At 52.4% G+C, this 15,700-nt stretch carries 16 protein-coding genes; 2 read left to right on the forward strand and 14 right to left on the reverse strand.

The genetic code is table 11. The annotated features are described in order from the left end of the window. Nucleotides 1-9 precede the first annotated feature (9 nt). The 14 genes from B152_RS0113895 to rplU all read right to left on the reverse strand — a co-directional run bounded on the left by B152_RS0113895 (nt 10) and on the right by rplU (nt 13,612). Nucleotides 10-528, reverse strand: a complete 519-nt coding sequence (locus B152_RS0113895; RefSeq protein ID WP_020593037.1) for an RNA pyrophosphohydrolase — start codon at nt 526-528, stop codon at nt 10-12. An 8-nt stretch (nt 529-536) separates the two neighbouring features. After that, nucleotides 537-1,874 carry a divergent polysaccharide deacetylase family protein gene (locus B152_RS25445; RefSeq protein ID WP_157231089.1) on the reverse strand — a complete coding sequence of 446 codons (1,338 nt, stop codon included), beginning with the start codon at nt 1,872-1,874 and terminating at the stop codon, nt 537-539. 38 nt (nt 1,875-1,912) lie between these two features. Beyond that, nucleotides 1,913-3,208, reverse strand: a complete 1,296-nt coding sequence (locus tag B152_RS0113905; RefSeq protein WP_020593039.1) for a S41 family peptidase — start codon at nt 3,206-3,208, stop codon at nt 1,913-1,915. Next, on the reverse strand, nt 3,208-4,584 hold the full coding sequence (locus B152_RS0113910; protein WP_020593040.1) for a murein hydrolase activator EnvC family protein: 1,377 nt from the start codon (nt 4,582-4,584) through the stop codon (nt 3,208-3,210). Before B152_RS0113910 ends, B152_RS0113905 begins: the two co-directional genes overlap by 1 nt. 9 nt (nt 4,585-4,593) lie before the next feature. Next, the gene (gene gpmI / locus B152_RS0113915) at nt 4,594-6,141 is read right to left on the reverse strand and encodes a 2,3-bisphosphoglycerate-independent phosphoglycerate mutase (protein WP_020593041.1); all 1,548 of its coding nucleotides are present in this window, start codon (nt 6,139-6,141) and stop codon (nt 4,594-4,596) included. A gap of 188 nt (nt 6,142-6,329) precedes the next feature. Next, nucleotides 6,330-7,214, reverse strand: coding sequence for a substrate-binding periplasmic protein (locus tag B152_RS23795; protein ID WP_020593042.1), 885 nt, complete (start codon nt 7,212-7,214; stop codon nt 6,330-6,332). A 78-nt stretch (nt 7,215-7,292) separates the two neighbouring features. Beyond that, nucleotides 7,293-7,766, reverse strand: coding sequence for a 23S rRNA (pseudouridine(1915)-N(3))-methyltransferase RlmH (gene rlmH, locus B152_RS0113925; RefSeq protein ID WP_020593043.1), 474 nt, complete (start codon nt 7,764-7,766; stop codon nt 7,293-7,295). A gap of 26 nt (nt 7,767-7,792) precedes the next feature. Continuing rightward, nucleotides 7,793-8,236 (reverse strand): ribosome silencing factor, encoded by a 444-nt coding sequence (gene rsfS / locus B152_RS0113930; protein ID WP_020593044.1) that lies wholly within the window; start codon nt 8,234-8,236, stop codon nt 7,793-7,795. Nucleotides 8,237-8,379: 143 nt separating this feature from the next. Then, nucleotides 8,380-9,054 (reverse strand): nicotinate-nucleotide adenylyltransferase, encoded by a 675-nt coding sequence (locus tag B152_RS0113935; RefSeq protein WP_020593045.1) that lies wholly within the window; start codon nt 9,052-9,054, stop codon nt 8,380-8,382. Between the two features lie 12 nt (nt 9,055-9,066). Continuing rightward, nucleotides 9,067-10,326: a glutamate-5-semialdehyde dehydrogenase gene (locus B152_RS0113940; RefSeq protein WP_020593046.1), complete on the reverse strand. Its 1,260-nt coding sequence runs from the start codon at nt 10,324-10,326 to the stop codon at nt 9,067-9,069. A gap of 132 nt (nt 10,327-10,458) precedes the next feature. Continuing rightward, nucleotides 10,459-11,607, reverse strand: a complete 1,149-nt coding sequence (proB, locus tag B152_RS0113945; RefSeq protein ID WP_020593047.1) for a glutamate 5-kinase — start codon at nt 11,605-11,607, stop codon at nt 10,459-10,461. 48 nt (nt 11,608-11,655) lie between these two features. After that, the gene (gene obgE, locus B152_RS0113950) at nt 11,656-12,723 is read right to left on the reverse strand and encodes a GTPase ObgE (protein WP_020593048.1); all 1,068 of its coding nucleotides are present in this window, start codon (nt 12,721-12,723) and stop codon (nt 11,656-11,658) included. Between the two features lie 253 nt (nt 12,724-12,976). Then, a complete protein-coding gene (rpmA, locus tag B152_RS0113955; RefSeq protein WP_020593049.1) occupies nt 12,977-13,234 on the reverse strand; it encodes a 50S ribosomal protein L27 in 258 nt (85 codons plus the stop codon). Between the two features lie 6 nt (nt 13,235-13,240). Next, nucleotides 13,241-13,612, reverse strand: coding sequence for a 50S ribosomal protein L21 (gene rplU, locus B152_RS0113960; RefSeq protein WP_020593050.1), 372 nt, complete (start codon nt 13,610-13,612; stop codon nt 13,241-13,243). 553 nt (nt 13,613-14,165) lie between these two features. Between rplU and B152_RS23800 the strand changes: the two genes are divergently transcribed. Both B152_RS23800 and B152_RS23805 read left to right on the forward strand, forming a co-directional pair. After that, nucleotides 14,166-14,957, forward strand: coding sequence for an AfsA-related hotdog domain-containing protein (locus B152_RS23800; protein WP_020593051.1), 792 nt, complete (start codon nt 14,166-14,168; stop codon nt 14,955-14,957). Nucleotides 14,958-15,007: 50 nt separating this feature from the next. Beyond that, complete coding sequence (locus tag B152_RS23805; protein WP_020593052.1) at nt 15,008-15,691, forward strand: HAD family hydrolase; 684 nt, start codon at nt 15,008-15,010, stop codon at nt 15,689-15,691. The last annotated feature ends 9 nt before the right edge of the window (nt 15,692-15,700 follow it).

A 15,700-nucleotide genomic window follows, 5' to 3' on the forward strand; every position in this document is an offset into this window, starting at 1 on the left:
GTCCGGGGGTCAGGTTATTAGATGTGAAAATTCGGCGACGATCTTGCGGTAGAGATCGCGCTTGAAAGGGACAATGAGGTCGGGTAGCGCTGACATCTCGACCCATTTCCAGTCCGAGAACTCAGGAATATCAGTTTCAATATTGATATCTGAATCCTTGCCTTTAAAACGAAAGGCATACCATTTCTGTTTTTGACCCCGATAGCGACCTTTCCAGATCTTTGGAACGAGATCACGCGGCAGGTCGTAGGTAAGCCAGCTGCTGCTTTCTGCAAGAAGCTCTGCCTTGGCGGTTCCGGTTTCTTCTTCCAGCTCCCGCAAGGCGGCGACAAGGGGCTCTTCGCCGTCATCTATGCCGCCCTGGGGCATTTGCCAGGCTTCACCTGGATTGTCTATGCGCTGGGCGACAAAAATCTTGTCGTCCTGATTCAGCAACATGATGCCAACGCAGGGGCGATAGGGAAGTGCTTCAATCTCAGCATCGGTTGGAATTTTTGCCATGATCTCCGCTTTCTGTTTTTGGGACATGCTGGTTTCTATCCCTGAGGCGAAGCTGTCTTTGCCAAAGCAGGGTCTGTCGGCTGGGGAATAATGGCAGTGATGGGGACCAGTTGATAACCGCGCTGGTCGAGACCCTGAATCCAGCTGGCCATGCGTTCCAGCGTGACCGGGAAGGGTCGGCCTGTGGCTATGGCATAGCCGTTTCTGAGGGCTATTTGTTCTACTTGAGCCAAGCGGGAATCAATTGCAACCCGGCTGAGCTGGGCTTCGTCTATAGCGCGGTTGTTAACGAGGACGGGGGAACTCAACTCCAGTCCAATACGCGGGGCAAGACTGGCTTCATTCCGGCCATTGTCCAGAAAAAGTAAGCCCTGATCTTTGAAGTACTCCATCACAGGTTTCATCTGGCGTTCGGAAGTGACAAATTTCTCTCCCATATAGGCGCTCATCCCAACATATCCAGACCCTCGATTGGCAATCCAGGCCAGATACCGCAGGTTCCCTTCCGGTTCGCGCCCGGTAAGCAAAGCCTGGGGGCCCGGATCATCCGACGGGTAGGTCAGAGGTTCCATGGGGAGATCGATCAGAACCTCATGACTGTGAGAATGCGCCAGGGCAATCCAGCTGTCGAGGTCCTTGGCATAAGGGGTAAAGGAGAGGGTTATTGCTCCGGGTAACTGTCGAATGGCTGCATCGGTTGCTGCTCTGGACAAGCCAAGTCCCGTGAGGACAATTGCAATGCGGGGACGTCCGTCTGCTGCCGGTTGCTGCTGGCTGTAACGCTGCCAGTTTGGCAGGTTCAGGGCCGGGGATTTTTTCACAGCAGGAGAAGATGTCGTTGGCTGAGCTGGCGCGAGCGCGGCTGTTTCTGTTGTTTCTTCTGGCTCTGTAACAGCAGATCCGGGTACGGGAGTTTCTGCTACGGCCTCTTTTTCAGGTTCGGGTTTCTGCCCTGATTTGGTGTCCGGGGAGGCTTTATCAGAAGAAGTCGCCGTCTCATCTGTGCCGGGGGCGATATTGCCTTCTGGTGGTGTGTCCTGACTTGTCTGTTCCTTACTTGTCTGTTCCGGGCTTTCTTTCTCGCCTCCTTCAGGCGTTACCGGTGGCGGAGGCTGAACCGGGTCAGCATGTTCCTGTTCGTTTTCTTTCTGCGCGATTTCTTCCGGCTTCAGAAGTGATTCCTGCCCCTGTCCTTCAGGTTCAGCAGAATGCCCGTTGCCGGATTCCTGGGGGGACTCGTGAGCGGCCGTTTCTGGCTGGTAAACGTAAGGCAGGGGAACATGGGGACCGTAAACCACATAGCCAGCTGTGGCACTGATCAGTGCGACCAGTGCCACCCAGCTGAGCGTTAACAGTATTTTGTTCCAGTTCACAGCGATCTCAATCGTTGATGATTAGGCCCGGTGATCTGCTAGTTACTTGCGTTGGCGTTGACGCTGTAAAGATTAATGCCGTTGATCAGATCAAGAGCGCGAAGCAGCTGATAGTCCTGTGGTGTTTTTTCTTCTTCACCGGTTTCACTTCCATCAGCCTCACCTGTGCTGTTGGTGCCACCCTTGTTCTCAAGGGCGCCGCGTAAGTCAGCTTCCCGGCGCTGGCTCTGGGGTTCGAGTGTTTCCAGTTTGGACTGTTCAACAATGATATCCGGGACAATTCCTTCAGCCTGAATGGAGCGACCGGAAGGAGTGTAGTACCGGCTGGTGGTCAGGCGCATCGCACCGTTTCCAAGCAGGGGCATAATGGTCTGGACGGAGCCTTTACCAAAGGATTTGGTCCCCATGATAATTGCACGACGATGATCCTGCAGGGCTCCGGCAACAATTTCTGAAGCCGAGGCGGAACCACTGTTGATCAAAACAACCAGTGGCTTTCCGTTGATCAGATCGCCATCGCGGGCATTGAACCGCTGGGCGTTTGAATTGTCGCGTCCCCGGGTTGAGACAATTTCACCCTGGTTGAGGAAAGCATCAGAAACTGAAATCGCTTCAGTAAGAAGACCGCCGGGATTGAGGCGCAAATCGAGAACAAGACCGATCATCTTGTCGCCGAGCTCTTTTTTGATTTCTTCGACGGCCTTTTCAAGGCCGGGGGTTGTCTGTTCGTTGAAAGAGGAAACCCGAACATAACCGACGTTGTTTTCGACCCGATGGCGAACCGAGCGGACTTTAATGACGTCGCGTTGCAAGGTTACGTCAAAGGGATCCTGACCTTCCCGGCTGATGGTGATCTTCAGATCACTCCCGACTTTGCCGCGCATTTTGTCGACAGCTTCCTGCAGGGTCAATCCAAGTACAGGGTCACCATCGAGATGGGTGATGAAGTCACCAGCCTGAATTCCGGCGCGATCGGCGGGGGTATCGTCAATGGGGGAGACAACTTTCACAAAGCCGTTTTCCATTGTGACCTCGATACCAAGGCCGCCAAATTCTCCACGAGTCTGGACCCGCATGTCCTGAAATGAATCAGGTGTCAGATAGCTGGAATGAGGGTCCAGTCTGGACAACATTCCCTGAATGGCTGACTCGATCAGCTCTTCATCAGAAACTTCTTCGACATAGTTGGCTCTGATGCGGTCAAAAACGTCACCAAACAATTCCAGTTGCCTGTAGGTATCACGGCGTGGATCGACGGTTTCGTCCGCCATGGAAACGCTGGGGAGTGCAAGGGCAAAAGCCGTTGTTAAAAGCACTTTTCTGAAACTGAGCATCAACCGTTCACCTTGTTGAGATTGGAAGTGTTTGAGTCTGATAATAACCAGGGCGAGGGATTAATTGGCTGTCCGCTGCTGCGCAATTCAAAATAGATTTCTGCCTGCTCGTTTGCTCCGTCTCCCATACGGGCGACAGGTTCACCAGCAAGAACCCATTGTCCAACAGCCACATCAATCCTTTCTACTCCGGCCAAGAGTGTATGATATCGTCCGGAGTGTTCAATGATCAAGATTCTCCCGTATCCCCGAAAATCTCCGGCATAGGCGATGCGGCCATCATACGGCGCAATAACCTGTGCAGCGGGGCGTGTCGCGATCACCACACCCTTGTCGAATGTTATATTTGTCCCTTTTTTCTGGCCATAGAGGCTAATCACCTTTCCGCGAGCCGGGGGTAAAAGTACACGTTTCTGGCGAGAAGGAAAGTCCCGGATTTGTGTGGGGTCAGGGATAGCTGCAAGTTGCGCGGGCGTAGTATTCTCTGGTTCTGCAGCAGGTTTTTCCGATTGTATCTGGGCAGAGCCCTGAGCAGGAGCTGCAGATTCCTGGATCACAGGAGGTGGCGCCGGTTTTGCTTTGGGTAGGGGAGCCAAGGCGGCCAGGCGGGCTTTGTCTTCTTCAAGCCTGGCGACGAGATCTTTCATATCCTTCGCCTGCTGCGCCAGCTTTTTGACTCGTCCATCAACCGATTTTTGCGAAGACAGTGTTTGACTTTGGACTGTTTGTTTTCGTTTGATCAGAATATTCAGGCCGTCGCGTTCCCGATTAAGATCCTGACGGGATGCCAGCAAGGCTGAGCGTTCTTCCTCGATTCGCTGTCTGAGGTCTGTCAGTTCGTTCAGATCCTGCCGCAAGCTCAAGACCCGTTTTTCGATTTCCGGGACAGCAACCTGGAGCAACATGGCACTGCGGACCGTGTCAACGGGTGAGCCCGGCGCTGCGGCAAGAGCTTCGGGTGGCAACAAAGCAATCCTTTGCAAGGCGGAGAGTGTGCTGCTCAGTCTTTCCTTGTCCTGGAGAAGCTTTTTGCTTTTTAGCGTCTCTTCCTCGACCATGGAAAAAAGAGTTTCTTCAATCGCCGTAAGATCACTTTCGTAGTTCTGGATTTTGCTGGCAGCAGCAATGAGCTGTCCTTGCAGACCAGTTAGCTCTTGGTCCAGCTTTTTTGCTGTCTGGGAGAGTTTTTCGGCCTCTTTCTTTCCCTGGGCAGCTTTCTGTTCAAGTTTTTTCAGCTCTTGCCCTACATCCTGTGATCGCGCGGACAAAGAGAAAGACAGAAGGGTGAGGACGACAAAACCCGCACAGACAAGAGAGAACCGTCTCCATAAGGAGAAGTAACCTTTCTTCAGCTCTGGGGGTAAAGAACGCTTCAAGATGTCTCTCTACTCGGTATCGTCACGATGGATCAATGACCTGCCATTCATTTCTGCAGGTTGATCCAGATGCAGGAGATCAAGAATGGTCGGGGCAATATCGGCCAGCCGTCCGTTCTCGATCCTGGTAACATTATCAGGGCCATTTACTAATAAAATGGGTACAGGATTCAGTGTATGGGCTGTATGTGGCTGTCCTGTGACGGGGTCGAGCATTTCTTCGGCGTTGCCATGGTCGGCTGTGATCAGCAGCCGCCCGTCAACCTTGAGGGTTGTTTCGTAAATTTCCTGCAGGCAGAGATCCACGGTTTCGGCGGCTTTGATGGCAGCCTCAAGGCTTCCCGTATGGCCAACCATATCACAGTTGGCAAAATTGCAGATCAAAAGCTGATAAGTACCGCTGGCTATCGCCTGGCAAAGTTTGTCACAGACTTCCCGTGCTGACATTTCCGGTTGCAGGTCATAGGTGGCAACCTTTGGTGAGGGAACCATGGCACGATGTTCGCCCGGCAAAGGCTGTTCCTGCCCGCCGTTAAAGAAGTAGGTGACATGTGGATATTTTTCTGTTTCTGCGATACGGAACTGGGACAATCCTGCGGTGGAGACGATCTCTCCCAGAGTTTTTGTCAGATCTTTTGGCGGGAACATGACCCCCATTTTCGGGGCGAGTTCATCTGAGTAGGCGACCATGCCGAGATAAGCACTGCAGGCGGGATGTTTTTTACGTGGGAAGCCAGCAAAATCTTTATCGATGAAAGCATGGAGGATCTGTCGAGCCCGGTCCGCGCGGAAATTGGTCATGATCAGCGCATCGCCGTCGCTCATACCCTGATAGCCTTCTATGGCACAGGGCAGGACAAACTCATCCCAAACCTTTTGTTCATAACTGCGGGAAATTGCTTCTTCTGGTGATGATGCCTGCTCACCTTGCCCCAGGGTAATGGCATCGTAAGCCTTTTCTACACGTTCCCAGCGGTTGTCGCGGTCCATGGCATAATAACGACCCAGAACGGTGCCGATCACCACGCCGGGGGTCGAAGCCTTGAATGTTTTAACAAATTCAATAGCGCTTTGCGGGGCGGTATCACGGCCATCGAGAATGGCATGGACAACAACGGGAATACCGGCAGTCTGAAGAATGCCTGCCAGTGCAGAAGTCTGTGCCTGATGTCCATGAACACCACCGTTTGAGATCACCCCAAGTACATGGGCAGTGCCGCCTGTGCGTTTCAGCTTGCTGATCGTATCCAGCAGGGCGGGGATACGGGCGAAACTTCCGTCTTCAATGGCGCTGTCAATAAGGGGCAGGTCCTGCATCACGACCCGACCAGCACCGATATTCATGTGTCCGACCTCGGAATTTCCCATCTGCCCGTCTGGCAAACCGACATCCCGGCCACAGGTTGCCAGATATCCCAGAGGAACTTCCCGGCTCAACTTGTCAACCAGTGGTGTTTTCGCAAGGTTGATGGCATTGTGATCGTCTTCCTTGCGGAAACCCCATCCATCCAGAATACAGAGGATGACCGGTTTGGGGAGAGCTGTTGGCAGTGACATATGACTGATCGTTCTTTCTTCTGGGTATCAGGGCAGGTGTAAAAAGCTTAGAGGGTCTCTATGAGCATTTTGCTCGCCCAATGTAACGCTCTTTTGAGGCAAGTTCACGGCCTTGTTTCGAATAAAGTGAGTTTTTTCAACTGTTACGCCTGAATAAATCTGGAAAGTATATTTTAATGGGATGGCTGTCAGGGAATTGACAACCAGTAATGATCAGGAAGGCTTCGGCTGGCTTCACTCAGAAAGTTATTTTCCAGTGAAAAAATAAGGCTGTTTTTATACTGGCTGAGGGGAAAGGCAGATGTCGTTGCCGGGTGGTTTTCCAGTAGTGCGAAAAGACTGCCGTCACTGAGCATCTCTTCCAGTCCCTGTTCGAGCCGCCGGGCAAGGGGGGTGTCCTGTTTGTTTACGAAGAAATACATAGGGAAACGATAGGCAAGAATGATCTTGTCATAGGCAATCAAGGTCTCGGCACCATAGGCTTTTAACTCGCCATAACCTTCTGTGATCGCTCTTGGAAAATAATCGCATCGCCTGTTTTCAGTCATACGCCACATGAATTCAAACCGGATGGTTCGATCGACGCTAAAGCCATTGTCTTCCAGAATGTCACTGTCAGGCCAATGCTGCCCCTGGCAGGCGATGAGTGATTTCAGTTCTTCAGGTCTGGTGATTTTATCAAACTCGGCTATACGGTCTTTGCGAATGATCAGCAGGCGATAGCCAAGAAGACCCATATTCAGAGGGATTCTGATCGCCCGGAGCTTTTGTTCCCTCTCAATATCGGTTCCGGCCCAATCGAGATCAATCTGCTTCTTCTGTTCCAGAAATTTCAAGGAACGTTGCTGGGTCAGATTTTCAGCTGTAATATTGAGCTTGGCGGGACCGTAGTCTTTTTCAGTTCTTTTCAGGGCAGCCCTGATCACCGTGACGAAATAGTCGTGGGCTATATCGGCTTTGCCCTGGGGATTTCGAATATTGATGGTGTCATCTGCCAAGGCAGGAGATGCCAAGCTGAAAAACAGACTAAACAGGCAGGCAATCCCGATAGACTGCTTGGTTGTTTCCGGCATTTCCAATTTCCATTTTACTATCCGAAAATAGCATAGTGTTCAGGAAATAAGTAAAAAAACACCTTAACTTCGAAATAATCATTCCCGATGATAGGGATGCCCCGAGAGAATGCAGGAGGCACGATAGATCTGCTCGGCGAAGAGGCCGCGAACCAGCATATGTGGCCAGGTAAAGCGCCCCAGACAAAGCGTTTGGTGCGCGGCTGCCTTTACCTCATCGGAATGGCCGTCAGCTCCGCCGATCAGAAAGGCGATATCCTGTTCGCCGCTGTCGGCATAATCCCTGAGCAGACAAGAGAATTGCTGGCTGGAAAAATCCTTGCCTTTTTCGTCAAGGATAATGACCCGCCCATTGCGGGGAAGCGCGGCGAGGAGCAGTTCGCCTTCACGCTGTGTCATCTGCGCGGGCGGCAGATTTTTCTTTTCCTCGACTTCGCGGAGTTCAAGACTCCAGTTCAGGCGATTGCCTTTCAGACGTTTGCAATAAAGCTCAAACAGGTCCTTTGCCGGACTGGCTTTTGCCTTTCCGACAGCAATCAATGTTATTCGCATCGTTGATCCGCCGCTATTTCAACGGATCAGGCGTCTTGGGTGGCGTAAGGCTGTACTGACTCAGGCAGTTCCAGACCCCACATTTTTTCCAGGTTATAAAACGCGCGGACTTCCGGACGGAACAGATGAACAACGACATCACCGGCATCAACCAGAACCCAGTCCCCGCGATCCTTGCCTTCGGCAATGATACTTTTCATGCCGGTGCTCTTGAGACCGCGCAACAGGTGATCAGACATGGCGGAAACCTGCCGGTTGGAGTTACCGGTGGCTATAACCATATAGTCTGCAATGCTGGATTTTCCGGCGAGTTCGATGACGACGATATCTTCTGCTTTGTCGTTCTCTAGCGAGTTTCGAACCAGATCGAGCAGGTCACGGTTATTGCCCGTGGAATCCTGCGTAATGGCCTTAGTGGCAGTAGTTTCTCGTGGTATGGTCGGTCCTCCGTAAAGGGAACCTGCTGGCAAGGTCACGACTTCTCACTGCAGGCTGTTGTCATGTGCTCTGTACTTTTCGCCATACAGAGCGGCTGGTCTTGCTCATAGAGTCTAACACATCATGGGTGTACAGCTCTATCTATATGTTAATACGTGCGGCTGCAACAAAGGGATCAACAAGTTTTTCCGGAAGCCTTGGCCTTTTGTCGTATTTGAGTTGAGGAAAGACGGGATTGCCGCCCATGTATCAGTGTCCAGGCTGGCGCCGGTGTTTTGCTTAGCTGACGGGATTTACGTTCCGGGAGCTGTTTGTGGGCAAAGTATTGTGCTGCTTTTGCCGAAGCTGCAGGCAGGGAATAGCCGGGCCGGGCAAAGACGGCGACGCTTACCAATTGGAAAATATCCTTCCAGTCGCGCCAGCGTGAAATCTGCAACAGATTATCTGCCCCCATCAGCCAGACAAAACGGACGTTCGGGAAAATTCGGGTCAATTTTCGCAAGGTGTCTGCGGTATAGACAGAGCCAAGCTGGCTTTCGATGGTGGTGATCCTGATACGCGGATGCTGTTGCAGTGCAAGAGCGCTTTCGACCCTTGCCGCCAGCGGAGCCATTTCTGCCGAAGATTTCAAGGGGTTTTGTGGCGAAACCATCCACCAGACTTCATCCAGTCCCAAACGGGTCAAAGCCTGCCGTGTGATTAAATCATGTGCGGCATGCGCAGGATTGAAAGATCCGCCCAACAATCCAACAGTACAACCTTTGTGCGGGAGGCGCCCCCCCAGAGCGCGGGCAAGGCTTTTGCGGCAGGTCAGCTTGTCGAATTGAAGGCTGGGTGGAAAGCGGAGCATTATGACCTGGACTTAGGGTCTGATCTGACCTGTGCCACGAACCAGATATTTGTAGCTGGTCAGCTGGCTGGCGCCGACAGGCCCCCTGGCATGCAGTTTTCCGGTTGAGATGCCGATCTCTGCGCCCATCCCGAACTCTCCGCCATCCGCATACTGGGTTGATGCATTGTGAATGACAATACCGGCATCAACCTGCTTCTGGAAAGCTGTAACAGCTTCAAGGTCTTCGGCAATGATTGCCTCGGTATGGCTGGAACCGTGTCGCGCAATATGGGCGATGGCAGCTGCCAGATCGGGAACCTTGCGGACTGACAAAATGGCATCGAGATATTCTGTATCCCAATCTGCAGCCGTGGCCGGGATTACCCGATTATCCAGCGCGCAGATGCTTTCATCACCCCTGATTTCACAACCCTTGGTCATGAGGGCTTCAAGGATGGGTTTGAGGTCGCTGTCAGTAAAACCCTGGTCGACCAAAAGTGTTTCTGTTGCGCCACAAACCCCGGTGCGCCGCATCTTGGCATTAAGGACAATTTCAAGGGCCATGGCCGGACTGGCCGAAGCGTGCAGATAGGTGTGGCACAGTCCATCAAGGTGGGCGAGGACAGGCACCCTGCTTTCATTTTGTATGCGCTCGATCAAGCCCCGTCCGCCCCGGGGGATAATCAGATCGACGGTACCGTTCATGGTCAGCAGGTGCCCGACAGCTGCGCGATCGGTAGTCGGAACGCACTGGATCGCAGCGACAGGCAAGCCAGCCGTTTCGAGACCCGACTGCAAGCATTGAAGGATGGCCTTGGAAGAATGGTAACTTTCCGAACCACCACGCAAGATTGCGGCATTGCCTGCCTTGAGACTAAGTGCGCCAGCATCGGCGGTTACGTTCGGGCGGCTCTCGTAGATGATACCGATAACTCCGAGAGGGACGGAAATGCGTTCGAACTTCAGGCCGTTTGGCTGTTGCCAGCTGGCAAGAGACTGGCCAACAGGATCAGGGAAAGCGGCAATCGCTTCAAGGCCAAATGCCATGGCGTCAACCCGCTCTGGTGTCAGAGCAAGTCTGTCGAGCAGGGCGGAGCTCAGGCCTTTTTTCTCTGCTGCCGCCATGTCTTTGGCATTGGCTTCAAGGATTGTTTTTGTTTGGCTACGAAGGGCGATGGCGGCCGCAGACAAGGCCTGGTTTTTGGTTTCGGCTGTTGCCTGTGCCAGGATTGCGGCAGCATTTTTGGCTGCTTGTCCCAGTTGATCCATCTCTGTCTTCAATTCGCTCATCACTTCGATTTCCTGTATCACCCTGGCTCTGAAAACGGGCTCTGTTCTTTATTACCTTACCGCCTTGTAAATCTGTCCTAATCTTGCCACGGCGTCTAGCTCAACCCAGTTTGGCTAGATTAACCAGCTTTGCTAGATCAAAACGAGATCATCCCGGTGGATCAATTCCTCGCGCCCAAGATACCCGAGGCGTTGCTCGATTTCAGAGCTTTTAAGTCCAATGATCTTGCGGGCATCACCATTGGAATAGGCCGCGAGACCACGGGCAATTTCCCGGCCATCCAGCGACTTGATCACAACGGAATCTCCGCGTTGAAACTTGCCTTCCACGGCTGTGACACCAGCTGGCAAAAGGGATTTTCCGTTTTGAAGTGCCTTGAGTGCACCATTGTCAACAATGACAGTTCCGAGTGGCTGAAGGCTGCCGGCAATATAGCGCTTTCGAGCTGTCTTGGGTTCGATTGAGGCTTCAAACACCGAAGCTCTTTTGCCTTCCATAACGTTGGCAAGGGGATTGAGTTGATGTCCATTGGCGATGATCATATTACAACCTGCGCCAACAGCAATTTTTGCCGCGGCGATCTTGGTGATCATACCGCCGGAGCTATAGCCGGGCAGGGCTTCTCCGGCCATGGCGTCTATCTCTGGCGTGATCTCCTTGATAACAGGCAGGAACTGTGCCGAGGGATCGCGTTTGGGGTCCGCAGTATAGAGGCCGTCGATGTCTGACAGCAACACCAGAAGGTCCGCATCAATCATCGCCCCCACTCTTGCCGCGAGTCTGTCATTGTCACCAAAGCGGATCTCGCTGGTGGCGACTGTGTCGTTCTCGTTGATGACGGGTACAGCGCCTAGTTTCAGCAAGGTGGTCAGAGTATTGCGGGCATTCAAATGTCTGCGGCGTTCTTCGGTGTCACCAAGGGTGAGCAAAATCTGGGATACGGTGATCTTGTGTCGGGCAAGGGCTTCCTGATAGGCGTGGGCGAGGATGATCTGGCCTGTCGCCGCGGAAGCTTGCTTTTCCTCTAGTCTCAGTTTTCCCTGCGGAAGGCCGAGATGGTTTCTGCCGACGGCGATGGCTCCTGAGGAAACCAGGACGACTTCCGCACCGCGCTCGATAAGAGCGGCGACATCATCGGTCAGTGCATGAAGCCATTCAGCCCGCAGACGTCCGGTTTCATCGTCGACAAGCAGGGCCGAGCCGATTTTTACTACAATACGTTTGGCGCTTCTCAGGTGCTCGGCAGCAGACAGGCCGATATCCTTTGTCTCTGTAACCATCTTTTTTGCCGTATAAATATATTATCTGGACGCTGGTAAGGGGGTGTTCTAGATCGGAGAATAGCCTTGAGGTGCCGGTTCTTCTTCGGTGCCACCATCTTCATCGTGACTTCCACCGTTTTGTATCCGATCTTTAAGGATGTAGTCGAGCATGCTGGCGAGGACTGGTTCGACCCCCTGCCTGCTGACCCCGGAAAGCAGGAAGACTTCCTGACCAGAAAGCTCGGCAAGGGCCTGACGCCGTTCATCTGCAAGTTCGTCTGTCAGGGCATCTGCCTTGTTCAGGGCCAAAACAACGGCCTTTTCGTCAAGACCTTCACCATAGGCCTCAAGCTCGCCCCGGATCACCTTGTAGTCTTCAAGGTAGTCGTCAGAAGTACCATCAACCAGATGCAGGAGAACACCGCAACGCTCAACATGACCGAGGAACCGTGTGCCAAGACCATGGCCTTCACTGGCGCCTTCAATCAGGCCGGGAACATCAGCGATCACGAATTCTTCCCCCCGGCTGTAAACGACACCCAGATTGGGGTGAAGCGTTGTGAAGGGGTAGTCGGCAATTTTGGGCTTGGCGCGGGATACCACGGACAGAAATGTAGATTTTCCGGCGTTAGGCAGGCCAACCAGCCCGGCATCGGCAATAAGCTTCAGGCGTAACCAGGCCCACATTTCTTCGCCTGGCCAGCCGGGGTCAGACCGGCGGGGCGCGCGATTGGTCGGGGTTTTGTAGCGGGCATTACCGTACCCGCCGTCGCCGCCCTTGCAGAGGACGACTTCCTGACCTTCTTCAGTGATGTCGGCCAGAACGGTTTCCTTGTCTTCAGCAAGAACAACTGTTCCGACAGGCACCTTGATGATCAGGGGCTTTGACGCCGCTCCGGTCATATCGCTGCCGCGACCGTGGTCGCCACGCTTGGCTTTGAAGTGCTGGGCATAACGAAAGTCGATCAGGGTATTGAGGCCATGGGCACCGCGCACGATGACGTCCCCGCCTCGACCACCATCCCCGCCGTTGGGGCCGCCGAACTCGATATATTTTTCCCTGCGGAAACTGGTGCAACCACCGCCACCATCACCGCTTTTCAAAAAAATCTTGGCTTCGTCAAGGAACTTCATCGTTATGCCTGTCTTATTGGTCTATCCGGGGACAATCAGGTCCGGAAGGGTGTCGGCAGGATTGCAACGAGATGCAGATCACTGCGCGACTGTTCGTTTTTCCCTCAGGCTTTTTTGTCGGCCTGAAGGACTCGCATAGTACTCAATCCGCTTGCTTGGTCAGAGAGGGGGCGGAATGAGAAAAGGGGGGAATGGTTTTCCATTCCCCCCTAAACCTTATACAGCCCAGACAAGAGTCCGGAAGGTGGGGCCGTTAGGCCGCCGGCTGTACTGAAATGTATGTGCGACCGCCAGCTTTCTGACGGAAGACCACCTGGCCTTCTACAGTAGCAAAGATCGTGTGATCTTTACCAATGCCAACGTTATCACCGGGGTGGAACTTGGTGCCGCGCTGACGTACCAGAATGTTTCCGGATACGACGTGCTCGCCGCCAAATTTCTTTACACCGAGGCGGCGACCTGCTGAGTCGCGACCGTTGCGGGATGAACCGCCTGCCTTCTTATGTGCCATGAGGTCTTACTCCTCTGAATCTTTCTTGGCAGAAGCTGCTTTTTTCTTAGCAGGCTTCTTGGCGCCATCGCCGAGAATGTCTGTGATCTTGATGACTGTGAGATCCTGGCGATGACCGTTTTTACGGCGATGGTTCTTACGACGCTTCTTTTTGAAGATGATGACTTTGTCACCACGTGTCTGTTCAACCACATCAGCCTTGACCACGGCACCGTCCAGAAGTGGCGCGCCAATGGTTGCCTTCTCATCGTCACCGATCATGAGAACGGAATCGAAATCAATCGAAGCGCCTGCTTCGGCATTGATTTTTTCGACGACCAGAACGTCGTCCTTGCGGACTTTGTACTGTTTGCCGCCAGTTTTGATTACTGCGAACATGTTTATCGGTCACTTAGCTGTTAATTAGGCATTGCAAACATGAATATTTATTCATGCACAGATGGCCGCTCGGAATCCGGGCAGCCAGTGAGGGTGGAATATAGCGGGGCTTCGTCGGGAGTCAACGGCTTTCTCGTCTTGGGGATGGAACATCGCCGAATAATGGGGGGATTGCTGTGTTATGGCTTTATCTGGAGTCGAAATGCAGGTGGTTTCAAGTTAAATGTATAGTTATTTGGCTTAGATAAGTAAAATTTTAAATTATTAAATATAAAATTTTAAATTATTTAACAACTTTAAATTGTTCTTCTTGTAATGGCGCTATTTTACATTGTTATTTATTTCAAATTTATTAAAAATTACATAAAATTTTACATTAATTGTTGACTGTTTGGTTTGTCCGGAGATAAAAAGCCGCCAGCTCAAAGTAACGGTTTCTGAGCACCTCGTCATTCCAGTGAAAATACTGTGACTTCTATCAGATCCTGATGTGTCTCTTCTGATTCTGGCCTGATTCTGAAGAGATTTGTCTATGCCATTATGGAGATTTGTTGTGTGTGAACGTATTGTGGTTGTTGTCGGTGACAAGTTTGCAGATTTTGCTGTCGGCAAGGACGTTATTACTCTGTCTCAACTGAAGGGAATGCTGTGCCTTCCCAGCCGGCTGCTCGCAGTTCAGGGCCAGATTGTTATCGTTCCAGGGCAGGGGCTGGGGGAGAAGGATGTCGAGGCAGTGGAAAAACAGGCGTCTTTGTCCGAATGCCGGGCGATGTTTGACCTGACACTCTGGTATCGCTCGGGCAGACGTGCGTCACAAAAGTATTCCCACAAGCATCTGCCGCAAAACACGCTGATCTCGGAACCTGTTCAGTCCGGGGATGACTGTTATGAACTGTCTTTGCTGATTGATGAGAACTGCGAGCTGATGAGTGATCATCAAACCGGACAGCATGTGCAGGGGATGATTTTGTTTGAAGCAGCCCGACAGACCTTTCTGGCCGTAACCGAGACCTTTTATCTGCCGCAGAATGAAACCGGCTATTACTTTGTGATCAACCAGATGTCGGCAAATTACAACCGTTTCGCCTTTCCAATAGAAGCGCGTATTACTTACCGGATTTGTACAAAAGATATCGCAAAGGCAAACCGGATGAGTTTTTCTGCGGACATTACTGTTGAGCAGTGTAATCAGGTTGCAGCCACGTTCCACACTGACTTCACGGTTTTTGAAAACAGCCGGATTACCAGCATGGAAGGCAAGCTTGCTTCTCAATCCCTTTCCGGCTTTATTTCGGAAATTGCCAGAGAGCGGCAGCAAAAAGTCGAATACCTAACCGCCGCTTAACAACCCCAGTTCCCGGAAACAGTACACTCAGAAACAGGAAGATGCGAACCATGAACGATATGTCGGATAGAGGCGCAGCAAGCTATGCTTTTTTCGATGTGGATGACACATTGATCAACGTCAAAAGCATGTTCAGTTTTCAGGACTACTGGTATTCTCTTGTGTCAACTCCGGAGGAACAGGAAGCCTTTGGCACCGAAATGGGGCGCCTGCGTGCTGAAAATGCCCCCTGGGAAATTCTGAACCGTCGTTATTATTCCTATTTTGCCGGCCGTTCTGTCTCGCAGGTTGCGGACTGTGCGGAACAGTGGTTCTTGCATCTGGAGCGTACTGTTGAGGACCTCTTTCATACCGCCATTATAGAAAAACTCGGGCAACACCAGGCCAAAGGTGACGTTCCTGTCTTCGTTTCGGGCTCTTTCCCTGCCGCTCTGGCGCCCAGTGCCCGGCGTTTTGGGGTGGAGCATATTCTGGCGACAACAATGGAAGTCACAGAGGGGCGTTATACCGGTGAGATACTGCCTCCCCAGACAATCGGGGCAGGAAAGGCAGAGGCTGTAGCCGGATTCCTGGCGAAAACACAAGTGCCTGCTACGGCCTGTTATGCCTACGGGGATGATATTTCAGATCTGCCCATGCTCGAGGCTGTTGGTCATCCCTTTGTTGTCAGTGGAGGACGCGGCCTGGAAGAGCACGCGCGAAAGGTGGGCTGGCCGGTTTTGTCGCCTCGATAGAGAAGACAT

Origin of the sequence: Kiloniella laminariae DSM 19542, assembly GCF_000374005.1 — a bacterium.
Lineage (GTDB): Bacteria > Pseudomonadota > Alphaproteobacteria > Kiloniellales > Kiloniellaceae > Kiloniella > Kiloniella laminariae.